Origin of the sequence: Seohaeicola sp. 4SK31 (assembly GCF_028802875.1) — a bacterium.
Classification (GTDB): Bacteria; Pseudomonadota; Alphaproteobacteria; order Rhodobacterales; family Rhodobacteraceae; genus Seohaeicola.
The window spans coordinates 1-14,391 of the sequence record NZ_JARAMP010000026.1 but is presented as its reverse complement, the minus strand read 5'-3'; the positions used below and the strand labels follow the sequence as shown (position 1 = coordinate 14,391).

At 62.3% G+C, this 14,391-nt stretch carries 15 protein-coding genes and 1 pseudogene; all 16 read left to right on the top strand.

The window, feature by feature from the left end; translation table 11 throughout:
• The first annotated feature begins 37 nt into the window (after positions 1–37).
• The 16 genes and pseudogenes from PVW27_RS17920 (at position 38) to PVW27_RS21570 (ending at position 14,236) form a co-directional block, all read left to right on the top strand.
• Entirely contained in the window at positions 38–928 is an 891-nt protein-coding gene (locus tag PVW27_RS17920) for a DMT family transporter (protein WP_230802090.1), read from the top strand.
• A 220-nt stretch (positions 929–1,148) separates the two neighbouring features.
• Positions 1,149–1,775 carry an RNA polymerase sigma factor gene (locus tag PVW27_RS17915; protein WP_230802091.1) on the top strand — a complete coding sequence of 209 codons (627 nt, stop codon included), beginning with the start codon at positions 1,149–1,151 and terminating at the stop codon, positions 1,773–1,775.
• A 91-nt stretch (positions 1,776–1,866) separates the two neighbouring features.
• A complete protein-coding gene (locus PVW27_RS17910; RefSeq protein WP_274560098.1) occupies positions 1,867–2,199 on the top strand; it encodes a hypothetical protein in 333 nt (110 codons plus the stop codon).
• Positions 2,189–3,958: a DUF3141 domain-containing protein gene (locus tag PVW27_RS17905; RefSeq protein ID WP_230802093.1), complete on the top strand. Its 1,770-nt coding sequence runs from the start codon at positions 2,189–2,191 to the stop codon at positions 3,956–3,958. Before PVW27_RS17910 ends, PVW27_RS17905 begins: the two co-directional genes overlap by 11 nt.
• 3 nt (positions 3,959–3,961) lie before the next feature.
• A complete protein-coding gene (locus PVW27_RS17900; RefSeq protein ID WP_230802094.1) occupies positions 3,962–4,144 on the top strand; it encodes a hypothetical protein in 183 nt (60 codons plus the stop codon).
• On the top strand, positions 4,137–4,982 hold the full coding sequence (gene fabI, locus PVW27_RS17895; RefSeq protein WP_230802095.1) for an enoyl-ACP reductase FabI: 846 nt from the start codon (positions 4,137–4,139) through the stop codon (positions 4,980–4,982). Before PVW27_RS17900 ends, fabI begins: the two co-directional genes overlap by 8 nt.
• Positions 4,979–5,578 (top strand): annotated as a pseudogene (petA, locus tag PVW27_RS17890) (ubiquinol-cytochrome c reductase iron-sulfur subunit). The gene fabI and the pseudogene petA overlap by 4 nt, the downstream one beginning before the upstream one ends.
• Before the next feature lie 39 nt (positions 5,579–5,617).
• Positions 5,618–6,313, top strand: coding sequence for a CBS domain-containing protein (locus PVW27_RS17885; protein WP_230802096.1), 696 nt, complete (start codon positions 5,618–5,620; stop codon positions 6,311–6,313).
• A gap of 158 nt (positions 6,314–6,471) precedes the next feature.
• Complete coding sequence (locus PVW27_RS21600; protein WP_419248191.1) at positions 6,472–6,741, top strand: phospholipase D-like domain-containing protein; 270 nt, start codon at positions 6,472–6,474, stop codon at positions 6,739–6,741.
• Positions 6,686–6,940, top strand: a complete 255-nt coding sequence (locus PVW27_RS17880) for a phospholipase D-like domain-containing protein (protein ID WP_269063181.1) — start codon at positions 6,686–6,688, stop codon at positions 6,938–6,940. Before PVW27_RS21600 ends, PVW27_RS17880 begins: the two co-directional genes overlap by 56 nt.
• A 466-nt stretch (positions 6,941–7,406) precedes the next feature.
• A complete protein-coding gene (locus PVW27_RS17875; RefSeq protein ID WP_008282887.1) occupies positions 7,407–7,772 on the top strand; it encodes a DUF5676 family membrane protein in 366 nt (121 codons plus the stop codon).
• Entirely contained in the window at positions 7,769–9,151 is a 1,383-nt protein-coding gene (locus tag PVW27_RS17870; protein WP_008282886.1) for an MBL fold metallo-hydrolase RNA specificity domain-containing protein, read from the top strand. The genes PVW27_RS17875 and PVW27_RS17870 overlap by 4 nt, the downstream gene beginning before the upstream one ends.
• Entirely contained in the window at positions 9,148–10,656 is a 1,509-nt protein-coding gene (locus PVW27_RS17865) for a thymidine phosphorylase family protein (RefSeq protein ID WP_230802097.1), read from the top strand. Before PVW27_RS17870 ends, PVW27_RS17865 begins: the two co-directional genes overlap by 4 nt.
• Positions 10,653–11,600: a ribose-phosphate diphosphokinase gene (locus tag PVW27_RS17860; RefSeq protein WP_008282884.1), complete on the top strand. Its 948-nt coding sequence runs from the start codon at positions 10,653–10,655 to the stop codon at positions 11,598–11,600. Before PVW27_RS17865 ends, PVW27_RS17860 begins: the two co-directional genes overlap by 4 nt.
• On the top strand, positions 11,597–13,951 hold the full coding sequence (locus tag PVW27_RS17855) for a copper-transporting P-type ATPase (RefSeq protein ID WP_230802098.1): 2,355 nt from the start codon (positions 11,597–11,599) through the stop codon (positions 13,949–13,951). The genes PVW27_RS17860 and PVW27_RS17855 overlap by 4 nt, the downstream gene beginning before the upstream one ends.
• A gap of 15 nt (positions 13,952–13,966) precedes the next feature.
• On the top strand, positions 13,967–14,236 hold the full coding sequence (locus tag PVW27_RS21570) for a DUF2933 domain-containing protein (RefSeq protein WP_079921059.1): 270 nt from the start codon (positions 13,967–13,969) through the stop codon (positions 14,234–14,236).
• The last annotated feature ends 155 nt before the right edge of the window (positions 14,237–14,391 follow it).

Sequence of the window (14,391 nt, the reverse complement as noted above, 5' to 3'; positions counted from 1 at the left end):
CAATTCCTGCCACTTCTGACTTGGAAAGGAAATCTCGATGTCGCCGACTGTCATAACCAAAATCGTTTTGGCCATGTTCCTGTGGGCGGCGTGCTTTCCGTTGATCACGGCAGGGCTGCAATACTCGCCGCATCTGACTTTTGCGACAATGCGCGCAGTTCTGGCCGGAGCAACTTTGGTGGGTCTGGCCATGATTTTGCGCAGACCATTCCCGCGCGGTTGGCGCACGTGGTTGACCTTGGGGATCGTCGGGATTGGTGCGACAAGTTTGGGATTTCTGGGCATTTTTCATGCAGCAGAATTCGTGTCTCCGGGCCTCGCCACGGTCATCGCAAACGCGCAGCCGCTGCTGGCCGCAATACTGGGTGTTGTATGGCTTGGCGAAAGGCTGCCGAAGGTCGGTTGGGTCGGCCTTTCGATCGGATTCATGGGAATCCTCGTGATCGCGCTGCCGCAATTGCTTGATGGAGGGCAAGAGGGGTCGGCCATCGGTTTCGCCTATATCGTTTTGGCCGCGGTTGGGGTGACCATCAGCAACGTGGCCATCAAGTCCATCGCCGGCAAAGTGGACGGGCTTTTTGCAATGGGGTTACAGTTGCTCATCGGCAGCGCGCCGCTCGCGTTCGCAGCCCTCGCGCTGGAAGATCAAAACGCCATTCAATGGAACGCGGTCTTCACGGCATCGCTTTTGGGGCTGGCCCTGTTCGGCTCAGCGCTGGTGTATTGGCTCTGGTTTTCCGTGCTGGAGGCAGTTGAGCTGAACCGGGCGATTGTGTTCAGCTTTCTTGTTCCAATCTTCGGTCTTTCAATTGGTGCCTTGTTTTTCGGGGAACGCCTGTCCGGGATTCAATTTTCCGGTATTGCGCTGGTCATTTTGGGGATCGTGTTCGTCAATCTTAAGGGAGCACGGCGGTCTCAAGGTCGATAATACAGAACAACCTGTTAACCTGTTTTCAAACGGTCGTTTTGGCTATTGTCTTCGTCGAAAGCCTGTTTGCTTCGATACGAATGTGTGTTGCTTATTCAGAGTGACGCGCGGAGGGGCAAATTGTTCTTAGAATGACTGCGCGCATTGTACGTTAGAGAGACAATGCTCGAATCAGCGCTGATCGCACCTTCGCAAACCTCTTGGAAAGGGCAGAGACATCATGGCATCGCAAGACAGTGGCAAGCCCGATGTGCCCGACGCTTCGCCGGAACGCGCCCTGTTGGACGGGCGCGGAGCGTTTATGGGATTTCTGGTCAAACGGCTTGGCAACCGCGCAGATGCAGAGGATGTCCTGCAAGACTTCTGCATCCGCGTGCTGTCACGCAAGGATCAGCTCCGAGAGGTCGAACGAATGGATGCGTGGCTCTACACAATCCTGCGGTCCACTTTGAACGATCACTACCGCAAAGGGACCCGGCGTAGCCGGCTGGCGGCGGCGGCGGCGCGCGAACCAGAGGAATGGATTGCCGATGCGCCCTCACAGATGGCGCGGCTGTGCACCTGCCATGGCGGGTTGATTTCCGAACTGCGCCCGGCGGATGCCGAACTGATCCGGCGCATCGATTTCGGCGAAGAAGATCGCGAAAGCGTGGCAGCCGATCTGCGGCTTAACCGCAACGCACTTGGTGTCCGGCTACACCGGGCACGCACTGCTTTGCGCGAGGCGCTTACAACGCATTGCGGCAAGTGCTGCCAAGAGGACCGGGACGATTGTTACTGTCCGCCCGAGGGCTGCGAGAACGACAAACACGAGACTGATTGCGAAGAAGAGGGACAACTATCCTGATCGCAGCGAAGTCGGGTCTGTAACGATTTCCATGATCCAGCGTCTTCTTCTGTGAGTGTGCCCGAAGGCACAACCGCAGGAGAAATTGAACATGCCACGTATCACGTCGGATTGGAACTCGGGAGTACCCCGTCAACCATCATCCGATGACGATCTTCGCGTCTTTTTATCCCGGATGACCTGCGCATGTGCCGAGACTTCCGCGTACGCAGATGCCCCGATGGCACGCGCGTTGTTCAACCGTGTGGAAGTGATGAAACAACCCCCGACGCTTGCGGCACGCGCGCTGGGTATTGCGTCTCGCGATGCGACCTATCTCCTTTCCGGTCTGCGCGAGGATGTGGCGATTGATTTCGTGCGTGTGATGCTCGCTGGACGACCCTCCATAGACACTACCAATCAAGAGGAAGCTGATGATGAATAAGAGCCTGCGCCTTGCGACAGTGACCCCGGAACAATTTCTTGCACCCGTTTCCGGTAACGCAACGACCGCTAGTAACGTGCCTTACGTCCAAGACGCCTTTGAACGCTGGGTGCTGCTTCTCGACACGCTGCGTGAACGCGCCGACAATATGATCGCGCATGAGCGGCAGGGCATGCCGCCGCTTCTGGATTTCGATTACGAACTGCTGCTGGACGCACGCACCTTTGAGCGGTCGGCCAACTACGCGCTGCTCAGGATCACGCGGGTCGGCGACGATTGCTGGGACGATTGCGTGGACGAGGCCAAGCCGCCCGTGATCGTCATTGATCCGCGCGCCGGGCACGGGCCCGGTATCGGCGGCTTCAAGCGCGACAGCGAGGTCGGCATGGCGATGCACGAGGGCCATCCGGTCTATTTCGTGATCTTCTACCCCGAGCCCATGCCAGGTCAGACGCTGTCGGATGTGCATTATGCCTTGCGCGACTTCGTCTCCGAGGTCGCTCGCCGTCACCCGGACACAGCTCCCGTACTTTACGGCAATTGCCAGGCCGGTTGGGCGGCCACGCTGCTGGCGGCGGATTGCGACGGTCTGACCGGTCCGATTGTACTGAACGGCTCGCCGCTCAGCTACTGGTCGGGCGAGGCGGCAAGCAGCCCGATGCGGATGATGGGCGCACTGTCGGGCGGGGCATGGGCCGCCCATATGATCTCCGATCTGGGGGACGGGCGGTTCGACGGTGCCTGGCTGGCACAGAATTTTGAGACCTTGCAACCCGAAAAGGCGATCTGGGACAAATACGCGAACCTCTTTGCCCATGCCGACACCGAACGCGAGCGGTTCCTTGAGTTCGAACGCTGGTGGAATGGCTACTACACGCTCAGCCGCGAGGAAATCCTCGGCATCACGCAGAACCTGTTCATCGGCAACCGGCTGGAACAGGGCGAGATGCAGCTGGATGCGCATTGCACCGTCGATCTTAAGCGCATCAGCAATCCGCTGATCATCTTCGCCTCGGACGGTGACAACATCACGCCGCCCGAACAGGCAATGGGGTGGATTGGCAAGCTTTATCCCGATACCGATGCGCTCAAGGCAGCCGGGCAGCGCATCGTCTATATGACGCATCCGCGTGTCGGGCATCTGGGCATCTTCGTCTCCGGCTCCGTCGCGCGGCTCCAGCATCGTGCGATTCTGGAAAGCCTGGACGATGTCGAGGCCCTTTCCCCGGGTCTCTACGAGATGGTGATCGACAACCCGTCGGGTGACCCGGACTGCGAGACCGGCGATTTTGAGGTGCGATTCGAACCGCGCGAGGTCGATGATCTGGGCATTGCATCGGACGATGCGGCCTTGAAACAAGTGGCGCAGATATCGCGGATCAACGAGGCGGCCTACTCGACCTTCGTCAGCCCGTGGCTGCGGGCCGCGACCAGCGCGGCCAGCGCCGAGGCCCTGCGCACCCTGCATCCCATGCGCTGGACGCGGACGATGTTTTCCGAGCGCGTGAACCCGTGGATGGCGCTCGTCAAATCTACCGCCGAAACGATCCGTGAGACGCGCGACCCCTTGCCGGAAGACCACCCGGCGATTGTCACCGAACGCGCGCTGTCGGCGCGCACCGGCGAGGTTCTGGGCGCATGGCGCAAGGGGCGCGATGCCTGGATCACCCATGTCTTCGGCGCGATATTCGGCCCTTTGCCCGGCATCCCCTCACCTGCGCAGGCGGACCATCCGGACGCCGCATCACACAAGGAGTGAACAATGATGGAATGGCTTTTCGAGAACTGGGTTCTGGTGCTCCTCTTCGGCGGAATGGCCGCGATGCACCTTTTCGGGCACGGACATGGCGGGCACAAACATGGCAAGTCGGCCAAGCGTCATGGTGCGCACGACAAGAAGACCGAAGCGTCCGCCGATACCGAGGCGGCGTCGAAGGATGCCTGACTTCGACGAATGTTGCGATCCGGCCGAACTGCTTGATCTGTCCGGCCGGAAAGGTCTGGTTGTCGGTATAGCGAATGATCGCAGCCTGGCCTGGCCCGCCGCCCTGCATTTCCGGCAGGCGGGGGCGGATCTGGCGATCACATATGTCGACGAGCGCACCAAACCCTTTGTCGCGCCATTGGCCGAACGGCTGGAGGCCCCGATCCTGCTACCCTGCAACGTGAGTGTGCTACACGAACTCGACGCTGTTTTCGACGCCATCACCGAGCGCTGGGGAAAGCTGGACTTCATCTTGCATGCCGTGGGCAGCGTGCCGCCCGCCGATCTGCATGGCCGCCTGACCGATTGCTCTGCCGACGGATTTTCCGACGCGATGCAGGTGTCCGTCCATTCGCTGATCCGCATGGCGCATCTGGCAGAACCCCTGATGAAGGGCGGCGGCAGCCTGATCACGCTGAGCTATCTCGGCGGCGAGCGCGTCGTGGAGAGCTACAACGTGATGGGGCCGGTCAAGGCGGCGCTTGAGGCCCCGGTGCGCTATCTGGCTCACGAACTCGGGCCATCGAACATCCGCGTCAACGCCATTTCGGTGGGACCCGTGATGACCCGCGCGGCGTCCGGGTTAACCGGCTTTGCGGGTCTTCTGGACGCGACCGCGCGAGTTGCCCCCTTGCGGCGCAACGTCACGGCCGATGAGGTGGGCCGCGCCGCCTTGTTGTTCGCCAGCGACTATACCGGCGGCATTACGGGCGAGGTGCTGCATGTCGATGCGGGTGTTCACGTCGAAAGCCCTGTCGCGGCAGCCGAGATGAACTCTAAATCGGAGAATTCACGATGATCAAAACCAGTGACAACCCCGGACAATCGCCCGCAACTGAGCGCCGCGATTTCCTGTATTATGCAACGGCCTCAACCGGCGCGGTTGCCGCAGGCGCGGCGGTCTGGCCGTTGATCAATTCGATGAACCCCTCGGCCGACGTGACCGCGTCCGGCACGGTCAGGGTCGATCTTTCCGGCGTCGAACCGGGCCAACGTATTACTGTGAAGTGGCAGGGGCGCCCGGTCTTCGTCTGGCGCAGGTCACCAGCCGCAATCGAGGCTGCACGGGCCGTCGATCTTAACCAGCTTCCCGATCCAGTTGACGAAGCGGGTGAGAATCCGAACGCAAGTGGCGAAGAGCCAGCACTGGATGAAAACCGCGCGGCGGGCGAGGATGGCGAGTGGCTGGTCGTTATCGGTGTCTGCACCCATCTCGGGTGCATTCCACTAGGGCAGGATGGGTCGGCGGTGGGCGAGTTCGGCGGTTGGTTCTGACCGTGCCACGGATCGCATTACGATACCTCGGGCCGGATCCGGAAGGGGCCGGCCCCACGCAACCTCGACATCCCGCCCTATAATCTGGGCGACGACCTGCAACTCGTTATCGGCACCTGACGTGCTGAACAAGCCAAAACTCAAGAAGGAGACTATGACATGCTCGCCAAGGATATCATGACAACATCGGTGATCTCGGTCCCGCTGGAGGGACAAATCGAGGACGCGGTACGCTTGATGCTCGACCACAATATCAGCGCGCTGCCCGTCGTTGACGCCGAGGGCGACCTCAAGGGACTTGTCAGCGAAGGCGACCTCATGCGGCGTGTCCGCGAAACAGACGGACCACGCCGGTCATGGTGGCTCGAGGTGCTTGGCGGGGCAAGCGAATCCGCACAGGATTTCGTGAAGCTCAAAAGCCACCGGGTCGAAGACGTGATGACAAGGGATGTGGTTTCGGTAGAAGAGGATACGAATGTCGCGGAAATCGCGCGTCTTCTGGAAAAGCACCGGATCAAGCGCGTGCCGGTGGTGAGATCCGACAAAGTGGTCGGCATCGTCAGCCGTGCGAACCTGCTCCACGCCTTGTCGGCGCTTCAGGATGGGGCGCTGCCGGAGCCGTCGGAGGACGACCGCGTGCTGCGTGCGAAGATTGAAGAGGCTCTGAAAGAAGTGCCCGGTGCAGCGGTCAACCTCATCAACTACACGGTGGACAAGGGGAATGTCGCCGTCTGGGGTGTCGCCGACAGCGATTTCGAGGAGAATGCGATCCGGGTTGCCGTCGAAAACGTGCCCGGTGTCAGGATGGTTGAGGTCCATATGGGACGACTGTCGGCCTGGGCTTACGGGATCTGACTCACATTGCGCAGATAAACCCGGCCTGGCAGGACGCCCGCCCGCTTCCGTCAAACGCCATTCCCGAAGAGGCCGACGCAATCGAAGGACTGCTGGTACCGAGCTATTCGCGCAAGTTTCAAAAGAGGCTTGCCTGTCTGCACGCGGGACTGATCGGGATGGCACAGACCTGCGTTTATCTGACGTCGCCCTATTTCGGTCCGGACACCGTGGTCGACCGGGCGCTTCAGGATGCCGCGCGTCGCGGCGTGGACGTCCGTGTGCTGGTGCCTCGCACGAGCGATCCTATGTTCGCTGGCTGGGCGACGCGGGCGGCATATGCGCAGCTTCTCTCGGCGGGCGTGAGGGTCTCACGAGTATCTGCCCCGTCCATTGCATGCCAAGACGTCGGTCGTCGATACAGGCTGGTCGATCATCGGGTCAGCTAACCTCGACTACCGAAGCCTGTTCGTCAATCAGGAGCTGGTTCTGGTCGCACATGACCGCGTCCTGGCAGGGCAGTTGCAGGCGCAATATCTGCAAGATCTTTCGGATGCCCGCGAAGTCACTCTTCGGGCTTGGCATTCCCGCAGCTGGCGCGCGCGAGGTTTCGAGGTGATCGGATGGGCCGCGCGGCGGCTGCTGTAACCTATAGCACCGGTCAGCCGACAGCCTGCCGGGATGCAGTAACTCTGTCTGCAATATCGACGCCTTCCTACGGCAGAGCGATACACTTGTTCCTGTACTAACGAAGACCGACAGGTTGCCAATCTCTGTAATGCTTCCGGTCGGGGCGCGTCTATAGAAAGAAACCAAACAAAAGGAGGTCCAGATGGACGACCGATCAACTTCTCAGACGCAAGACACAGCACAGCAAAAACAGGGCGGATGTTGCGGTGGCAAGACCGATGCGCAGCCGAAAGCAAATGTCGAACCGCAGGTCGCGGAACCCGCAAAGGCAAAACCGGCCAAATCCGGCTGCTGCTGCGGCTAGGGCCGAGGCAAAGCCACCGCAGGATGGGCGTCTGGCGCTTGGTTCGCCCATCCTGAACCGGCGCCGTCCAGCGGATGTGTTCGCGCTCCGTCCGAATTCACGACAAGAAGGGAGAAAGCCATGATGCCCATTTTCTATTTCACCGCAGTCGCGGTGATCCTTTTCCTGGCCCTGCGCATGACGTGCGGGGCCTGCGTCATGGGCGGGCCTGCCGGGGCAGGGCGTGTGCGTTTGCCGGTTGTGCCGCTTGGTTGGGCGCTGAGCCTGTTCCTGGCGCTGACCTACCTTGTGTGCATCGCATTCGATCTGATCTTTCCCGCCTATGCAATGTATGAAACCTGGTCCGGTCTGCTGCCCGGTTTCGTCTGGCTGACCCCGGTGGGCTTCATCATCGGGCTGGTCGAGAGCTTTCTCTACGGTTGGTACGCCGCGCTGATCTTCGGCGGCCTTTACAACGCCATCGCGGCAAGGGGAACAGCGACATGATCCCGACCGCACGTCCGAAACTGCGCTTTCTTGGCGCCGCCGGGACGGTGACGGGATCGCGCTATCTGGTCGAGGCCCTGGGGCGGCGCATTCTGGTCGATTGCGGGCTGTTCCAGGGCTTCAAGCAGTTGCGGGCGCGCAATCGCAAACCTTTCCCTGTGCGTGTCAACACCATCGACACTGTGCTGCTCACCCATGCTCATCTGGACCATTCGGGATATCTGCCGACACTGATCCGGGCGGGGTTTCGCGGGCGGGTTCTTTGCACAGAAGCAACGGCAGATCTGTGCGGGCTTATTCTGCCCGACAGCGGCCATATCCAGGAAGAAGAGGCGCGCTTTGCCGCGCGGAGGGGATATTCCAAACACAAGAAGCCAAAACCGCTCTATACGCTCAAGGATGCAAAGGCCGCGCTGGACCGCTTTGATCTTCAACCGTTCGACCGGCGAATAGATTTAGGCGACGGCATCGCGGCCCGTTTCATTCCGGCGGGGCATCTGCTCGGGGCGGCGCAGATCCGGCTTGAGGTCGGCGGCAGGGTTGTCCATTTCAGCGGCGATCTGGGCCATGATCCCGATCCGCTGATGCGACCGCCCCAGCCATTCGGCGGAGCAGATGTTCTGGTCTGCGAGTCCACCTATGGCAACCGGTCCCATCCCGACGTGGACCCAGAAGCCGAACTGGCCCCGATCCTCAAACGCACCTTTGCCCGCGGCGGCACGGTGCTGATCCCGTCCTTTGCCGTCGGACGGGCGCAGGGGCTGATGCTGCACATTGCGCGATTGATGGAGCGCGGCGATATTCCCTATGTCCCGGTGTTCCTCAACAGCCCGATGGCGGTGAATGCGACCGAGATCTATCACCGTCATCACGCCGAGCACCACGTCAGCCGCGAAGACTGCATTGCGATGTTCGAGATCGCCAAGAGGGTAAACACGGTCGAGCAATCCAAGGAGCTGAACACGCGCCAGGGCCCGATGATCATCGTCTCCGCCAGCGGAATGCTGACCGGCGGGCGTATCCTGCACCATCTGGCCAGCTTCGGCGGCGATCGGCGGAACGCGATCTTGCTCTCCGGTTTCCAGGCCGGCGGCACGCGTGGCGCGGCGCTGGCCGGGGGCGCGCGGACATTGCGCATGTTCGGACGGGAGTTCCCGATCGAGGCCGAAGTGGTTCAGCTCCAGTCCTTTTCCGGACATGCCGATGCCGATGAGATCCTGCGCTGGATGTCCGCCGGTCCCGCCCCCGAGATGACCTATCTCACCCATGGGGAACCTGTCACCGCCGACACCCTGCGATTCCGCGTCGAACACGAGCTAGGGCGATCCGTGCGCGTGCCCGAACATCTCGAATCCGTCTACCTGGACAGGCCGCGATGACCGAAACGCTTGCCCTGGTCTCTTCCCGCATCGACACCTACCGGCAGCCGGTCGTCTACATGCATGAAGACTGTCACGTCTGCCGTTCCGAGGGGTTTGCTGCCCAGACACGCATACGAATCGACCTGAAGGACCGCTGGATCATCGCGACCCTGAATGTCGTCCGCCGCGGAGCATGGCTTGCCGTGGACCAGGCGGCATTGTCCGTTTCCGCCTGGGCCGCGCTTGGCGCTGAGATTGGAGACGAAGCCGCTTTCTCGCACCCTGAACCGCCCGTTTCGGCGTCTATGATCCGGGCGAAAGCCTATGGCGAGAGGCTGGACCGGGCCGGGTTCGCGACGATCGTGCGCGACACGCTCGACAGCCGGTTATCGGATCTCGACCTTGCCGCCTTCGTGACCGCCTGCGCCGGCGACAGGCTGAACGAGGCCGAAACCGTGGCGCTGACCCGCGCCATGAAGGAAGCAGGGCAGACGCTCGACTGGGGGCAGCACACTGTCCTCGATAAGCATTGCGTCGGCGGATTGCCGGGCAACCGGACGACACCCATCGTCGTCGCGATCGTCGCGGCGGCGGGGCATCTGATCCCCAAGACGTCGAGCCGTGCGATCACATCGCCTGCCGGAACCGCCGACACCATGGAGGTGATGGCGCCCGTCGCGCTTGACGCCGCCGCGCTGCGCCGGGTGGTCGAAGCCGAGGGCGGTTGCCTCGTCTGGGGTGGCGGGCTCGCCCTCAGTCCTGCCGACGATCATTTTATCCGTGTCGAACGCCCCCTCGATTTCGACTCCACCGGTCAACTCGTAGCGAGCGTACTGTCGAAAAAGGCGGCCGCCGGTGTCACCCATGTTCTGATCGACATGCCGGTCGGACCAACGGCCAAGGTGCGGTCTGCCGGAGCGGCGGAGGCACTCGGGATACGGCTGTCTTCGGTGGGCAAGGCGTTGGGTCTGAACCTGGCGCTACATATCAGCGATGGCGTGGCCCCGGTGGGACGTGGCATGGGCCCGGCGCTGGAGGCGCACGACGTGCTCGCGGTTTTGCGGCGCGCGCCGGATGCACCTGGCGACCTGCGTGCGCGGGCGCTGGATCTGGCCGGACATCTTCTGGACCTCGCACCGCACGCCGTTGCTGGGCGGGGGCGGGACCGCGCGCAGGCGCTTCTCGATAGTGGTGCAGCGGAGGCAAAGTTCATGGCAATTTGCGCGGCACAGGGCGGTTTCCGCAAACCCGGAACCGCAGCGCAGCAGATCGAAATACGCGCCCCTCATGCGGGCCAGTTGACCGCCATCGACAACCGACGCATCGCACGCATCGCCAAGCTGGCCGGGGCCCCGCGTCAGAAGAGCGCCGGCATCCGCCTTCTGGTGCGGATCGGGGATTGGGTGGACAAGGGCCAGCCGCTTTATGAGCTTCATGCCGAGACACCAGGCGAACTGGCCTATGCCCTGGCTTACGCGGAGTCCCAGACCGGGGTGCTGACGCTGTCCGAGGCAGTGTCATGATCCTTGTCGCGTTTCCCGAGATGAGGCCGCTTGCCGAAGACCTGGCACCCGCGCTTGGGGCGGACCTGCTCGCTCTCGACTGGCACCACTTCCCAGATGGCGAAAGCCTGATTTCGCTGCCCGGCGATCTGGACGGGGCCGATGTGGCATTTCTGGCGACTTTGCGCGATCCCGACCGGCTTGCCCTGCCCTTGCGCTTCGCCGCGGCGACGGCGCGCGAGATGGGCGCGCGTCGCGTCGGATTGATCGCGCCTTATCTTGGCTACATGCGGCAGGACCGCCGCTTCGAGCGCGGGCAGGCGGTCAGCGCGCCGCTCTTTGCGCAATTCCTGGGGGAAAGCTTCGATTGGCTGGCGAGTGTCGATCCGCATCTGCACCGCATCGCGCGGCTGCAGGATGTCTTCCCGATGCCTGCCATACGCGCCGTATCCGCCCCGCTGCTTGCGACCTGGATCAGCACGAACCTGCCAGACGCCGTTCTTCTGGGCCCTGACAGCGAAAGCCAGCAATGGGTCGCCGAGGTGGCCCGGCTGGCCGGACGGCCCTATGAGGTCTTGCGCAAGGTGAGATCCGGTGACCGCAGTGTCGATGTCAGTGTGCCCGAAAGCGCGGCGCTGCACGAAGGTACGCCAGTGATCCTCGACGACATCGCATCTTCCGGCGTCACGATGGCACGCGCCGTCGAAAGATTGCTTGCGGCTGGAACCGCCGCGCCTGTCTGCCTGGCTATCCATGCGGTCTTTGCGCACGGCGCTCAGGACGCCATTCTGTCGGCTGGTGCGGCAAGAATCATCACCACCGACACCATACCCCATCCAACGAATGCGATCGGAATTGCCGGTTTATTGGCCGAAGCGATCCTTTCTGTGGTGACAGCCCTTGACCTTCCAGTTGCCGGAACAATTAGGCTGGACCCGAATCCCGCCGAGAGGACAACCGAATGAACGACCAAGTAAGCCATGCTTCACATGAAACCGAATCCAACATTTACGCCTGCCCGATGCACCCTGAGGTACGGCAGAACGGTCCGGGCGATTGCCCGAAATGCGGGATGCATCTTGTGCCCGAGGCGGAGCTCGACAGCCATGCCGGGCATGATCACCACGGTCATGACCATAACGCTGGTGCCGCCCCGGCGGACGGCAGATACGATACCGTCCCGGAGGGCTATGACGGCGCCGTCTACACCTGTTCGATGCACCCGCAGGTTCGCCAGGTCGAGCACGGCTCCTGCCCGATCTGCGGAATGGGGCTGGAGCTTGAGTCCGGGGTCCCGATGGACGACGGCCCGAACCCCGAACTGGTGGATTTCACCCGGCGTTTCTGGGTTGGCACGGTACTGACCATTCCGCTTCTGATCCTCACCATGGGTCCCTATCTCGGCTTCCCGGAAGTGCGAGAGATTTTCGGCGAGCGCGCAACCCTCTGGATCGAGTTGGTTCTCGGAACCCCGGTTGTTCTTTGGTGCGGCTGGCCGTTTCTGGTTCGGGGCTGGAATTCGTTCCGGACGATGAATCTCAACATGTTCTCCCTGATCGGTATGGGGGTAATCGCGGCCTGGCTCTTCAGCGTCGTCGCCGTTCTGGCACCCGGCATATTCCCGGACGGATTTCGCGACGCCGAAGGTCATGTCGGCGTCTATTTCGAGGCGGCGGCGGTGATCGTGACGCTTGTGCTGCTTGGCCAGGTGATGGAATTGCGCGCCCGTGAAGGCACTGGCAAGGCGATCCGCGCGCTTCTCGACATGGCGGCAAAGACCGCGCGGGTCATCCGGGACGACGGATCCGAAGAGGAGATTCCGCTGGAGGATGTGCAGGTCGGCGACCGGCTGCGCGTGCGTCCCGGCGACAAGGTGCCGGTAGATGGCGTGGTTCTGGAAGGCCGGTCCTCAGTCGACGAAAGCATGATCTCCGGAGAACCCGTGCCAGTCGAGAAGACCGAGGGCGACCCGTTGACCGGTGCCACCATCAACGGCACCGGCAGCCTCGTGATGGAGGCGACGCGGGTCGGATCCGACACGATGCTGGCGCAGATCGTCGAGATGGTCTCCAACGCGCAACGGTCGCGCGCACCGATCCAGAAGTATGCCGACAAAGTGGCGGGATATTTCGTTCCGGCCGTGATCGGTATCGCGCTCCTGTCCTTCATCGCATGGGCGATCTGGGGGCCCGCGCCTGCGCTGTCCTACGCATTGATCTCGGCTGTCGCCGTGTTGATCATCGCCTGTCCCTGTGCGCTCGGCCTCGCCACGCCGATGTCGATCATGACGGCGACGGGGCGGGGGGCCCAGGCCGGGGTACTTATCAAGAACGCCGAGGCGCTGGAGCGGTTCGAGAAGGTCGATACCCTGATCGTCGACAAGACCGGCACGTTGACGATGGGCAAGCCGCAGCTTGTCGCCGTCCTGCCGCAACCCGGTCACGACGAGGCCGAGGTCCTGCGTCTCGCCGCATCGCTGGAGCGCGGATCGGAACACCCGCTTGCCGAGGCCATCGTGCGCGGCGCGGAAGAGCGCGATGTGAAGATGGCTAATGCCGACGACTTCGAGGCGGTCACCGGCAAGGGCGTCAAGGGGGTCGTCGACGGCAAAGCGGTCGCGCTCGGCAATCTGGCGATGATCCGGGACCTTGGCCTTGAGGCGGGCGACCTGACCGCCAAGGCAAATGCCCGTCGCGACGAGGGCGAGACAGTAATGTTCGTGGTGCTGGATGGCAAGATCGCCGGTCTTGTCGGGGTCGCTGACCCGGTGAAGGAAACCACACCCGCCGCCATCAAGGATCTGCATGAATTGGGGTTCCGCGTTATCATGGCGACCGGAGACAACGAACGCACGGCCAAGGCCATCGGCGCGCGTCTGGGCATAGACGAGATCCGGGCCGATGTGCTGCCGGAGGACAAGGCACGGATCATCAAGGAATTGCAGCAGCAGGGCCGCAAGGTCGCGATGGCCGGCGATGGCGTCAATGACGCACCGGCCTTGGCACAGGCCGATGTCGGCATTGCCATGGGCACCGGGGCCGATGTGGCCATCGAAAGCGCGGGCATCACACTGGTCAAGGGCAACCTCGACGGTATCGTGCGCGCACGGCGGCTCGCACGGGCCACCATGCGTAATATCCGGCAGAACCTGTTCTTCGCGCTGATCTACAACGCCTCTGGCGTGCCTGTCGCGGCGGGGGTGCTGTTTCCGTTCTTCGGCATCCTCATCAGCCCGATGTTTGCCGCCTTCGCCATGAGCGCCTCGTCGATCTCGGTGGTGCTCAATTCGCTGCGCCTTCGCGGCGCAAAGATCTAGAAAGGAAGCCACAACGTGACCCATCAACCTGATCCATCACATGTTAATCAAAGTCAATCGGAGCATGCCCCCCGCCCGCCCTCATTCTGGCGATCACGCGCCGGCATCTATCTGATCGTTGCGCTGGCAGTTGGCGGCCTTCTCCTGGGTTACGAGCACCGGGTGCACATCCTGAGCAGCGGATTGCTGATCTGGCTGCCATTGCTGCTTTGCGTTGGAATGCACTTCTTCATGCACGGCGGTCATGGAGGCCACGGCGGGCACGGTAAGGGAGACGACCAGTAATGACCGATGCAGGTGCTTCCTATGGACTCTGGCTGTCAACGGCGGAGACAAAACCGGCCACGTGGCGGCGCAAAAGTAGGCCAGTGGCGGGGCACTAAGCGCCATGGCGCGTGCGCTCCCCAAATAGTTGGCATGTGCCATGGCGCATTGGCCCG

Excerpts from the sequence above, each read along its gene's own strand:
- PVW27_RS17920 (WP_230802090.1), top strand. The coding sequence starts at position 38 with ATGTCGCCGACTGTCATAACCAAAATCGTTTTGGCCATGTTCCTGTGG.
- PVW27_RS17915 (WP_230802091.1), top strand. The coding sequence starts at position 1,149 with ATGGCATCGCAAGACAGTGGCAAGCCCGATGTGCCCGACGCTTCGCCG.
- PVW27_RS17910 (WP_274560098.1), top strand. The coding sequence starts at position 1,867 with ATGCCACGTATCACGTCGGATTGGAACTCGGGAGTACCCCGTCAACCA.
- PVW27_RS17905 (WP_230802093.1), top strand. The coding sequence starts at position 2,189 with ATGATGAATAAGAGCCTGCGCCTTGCGACAGTGACCCCGGAACAATTT.
- PVW27_RS17900 (WP_230802094.1), top strand. The coding sequence starts at position 3,962 with ATGATGGAATGGCTTTTCGAGAACTGGGTTCTGGTGCTCCTCTTCGGC.
- fabI (WP_230802095.1), top strand. The coding sequence starts at position 4,137 with ATGCCTGACTTCGACGAATGTTGCGATCCGGCCGAACTGCTTGATCTG.
- PVW27_RS17885 (WP_230802096.1), top strand. The coding sequence starts at position 5,618 with ATGCTCGCCAAGGATATCATGACAACATCGGTGATCTCGGTCCCGCTG.
- PVW27_RS21600 (WP_419248191.1), top strand. The coding sequence starts at position 6,472 with ATGGCACAGACCTGCGTTTATCTGACGTCGCCCTATTTCGGTCCGGAC.
- PVW27_RS17875 (WP_008282887.1), top strand. The coding sequence starts at position 7,407 with ATGATGCCCATTTTCTATTTCACCGCAGTCGCGGTGATCCTTTTCCTG.
- PVW27_RS17870 (WP_008282886.1), top strand. The coding sequence starts at position 7,769 with ATGATCCCGACCGCACGTCCGAAACTGCGCTTTCTTGGCGCCGCCGGG.
- PVW27_RS17865 (WP_230802097.1), top strand. The coding sequence starts at position 9,148 with ATGACCGAAACGCTTGCCCTGGTCTCTTCCCGCATCGACACCTACCGG.
- PVW27_RS17860 (WP_008282884.1), top strand. The coding sequence starts at position 10,653 with ATGATCCTTGTCGCGTTTCCCGAGATGAGGCCGCTTGCCGAAGACCTG.
- PVW27_RS17855 (WP_230802098.1), top strand. The coding sequence starts at position 11,597 with ATGAACGACCAAGTAAGCCATGCTTCACATGAAACCGAATCCAACATT.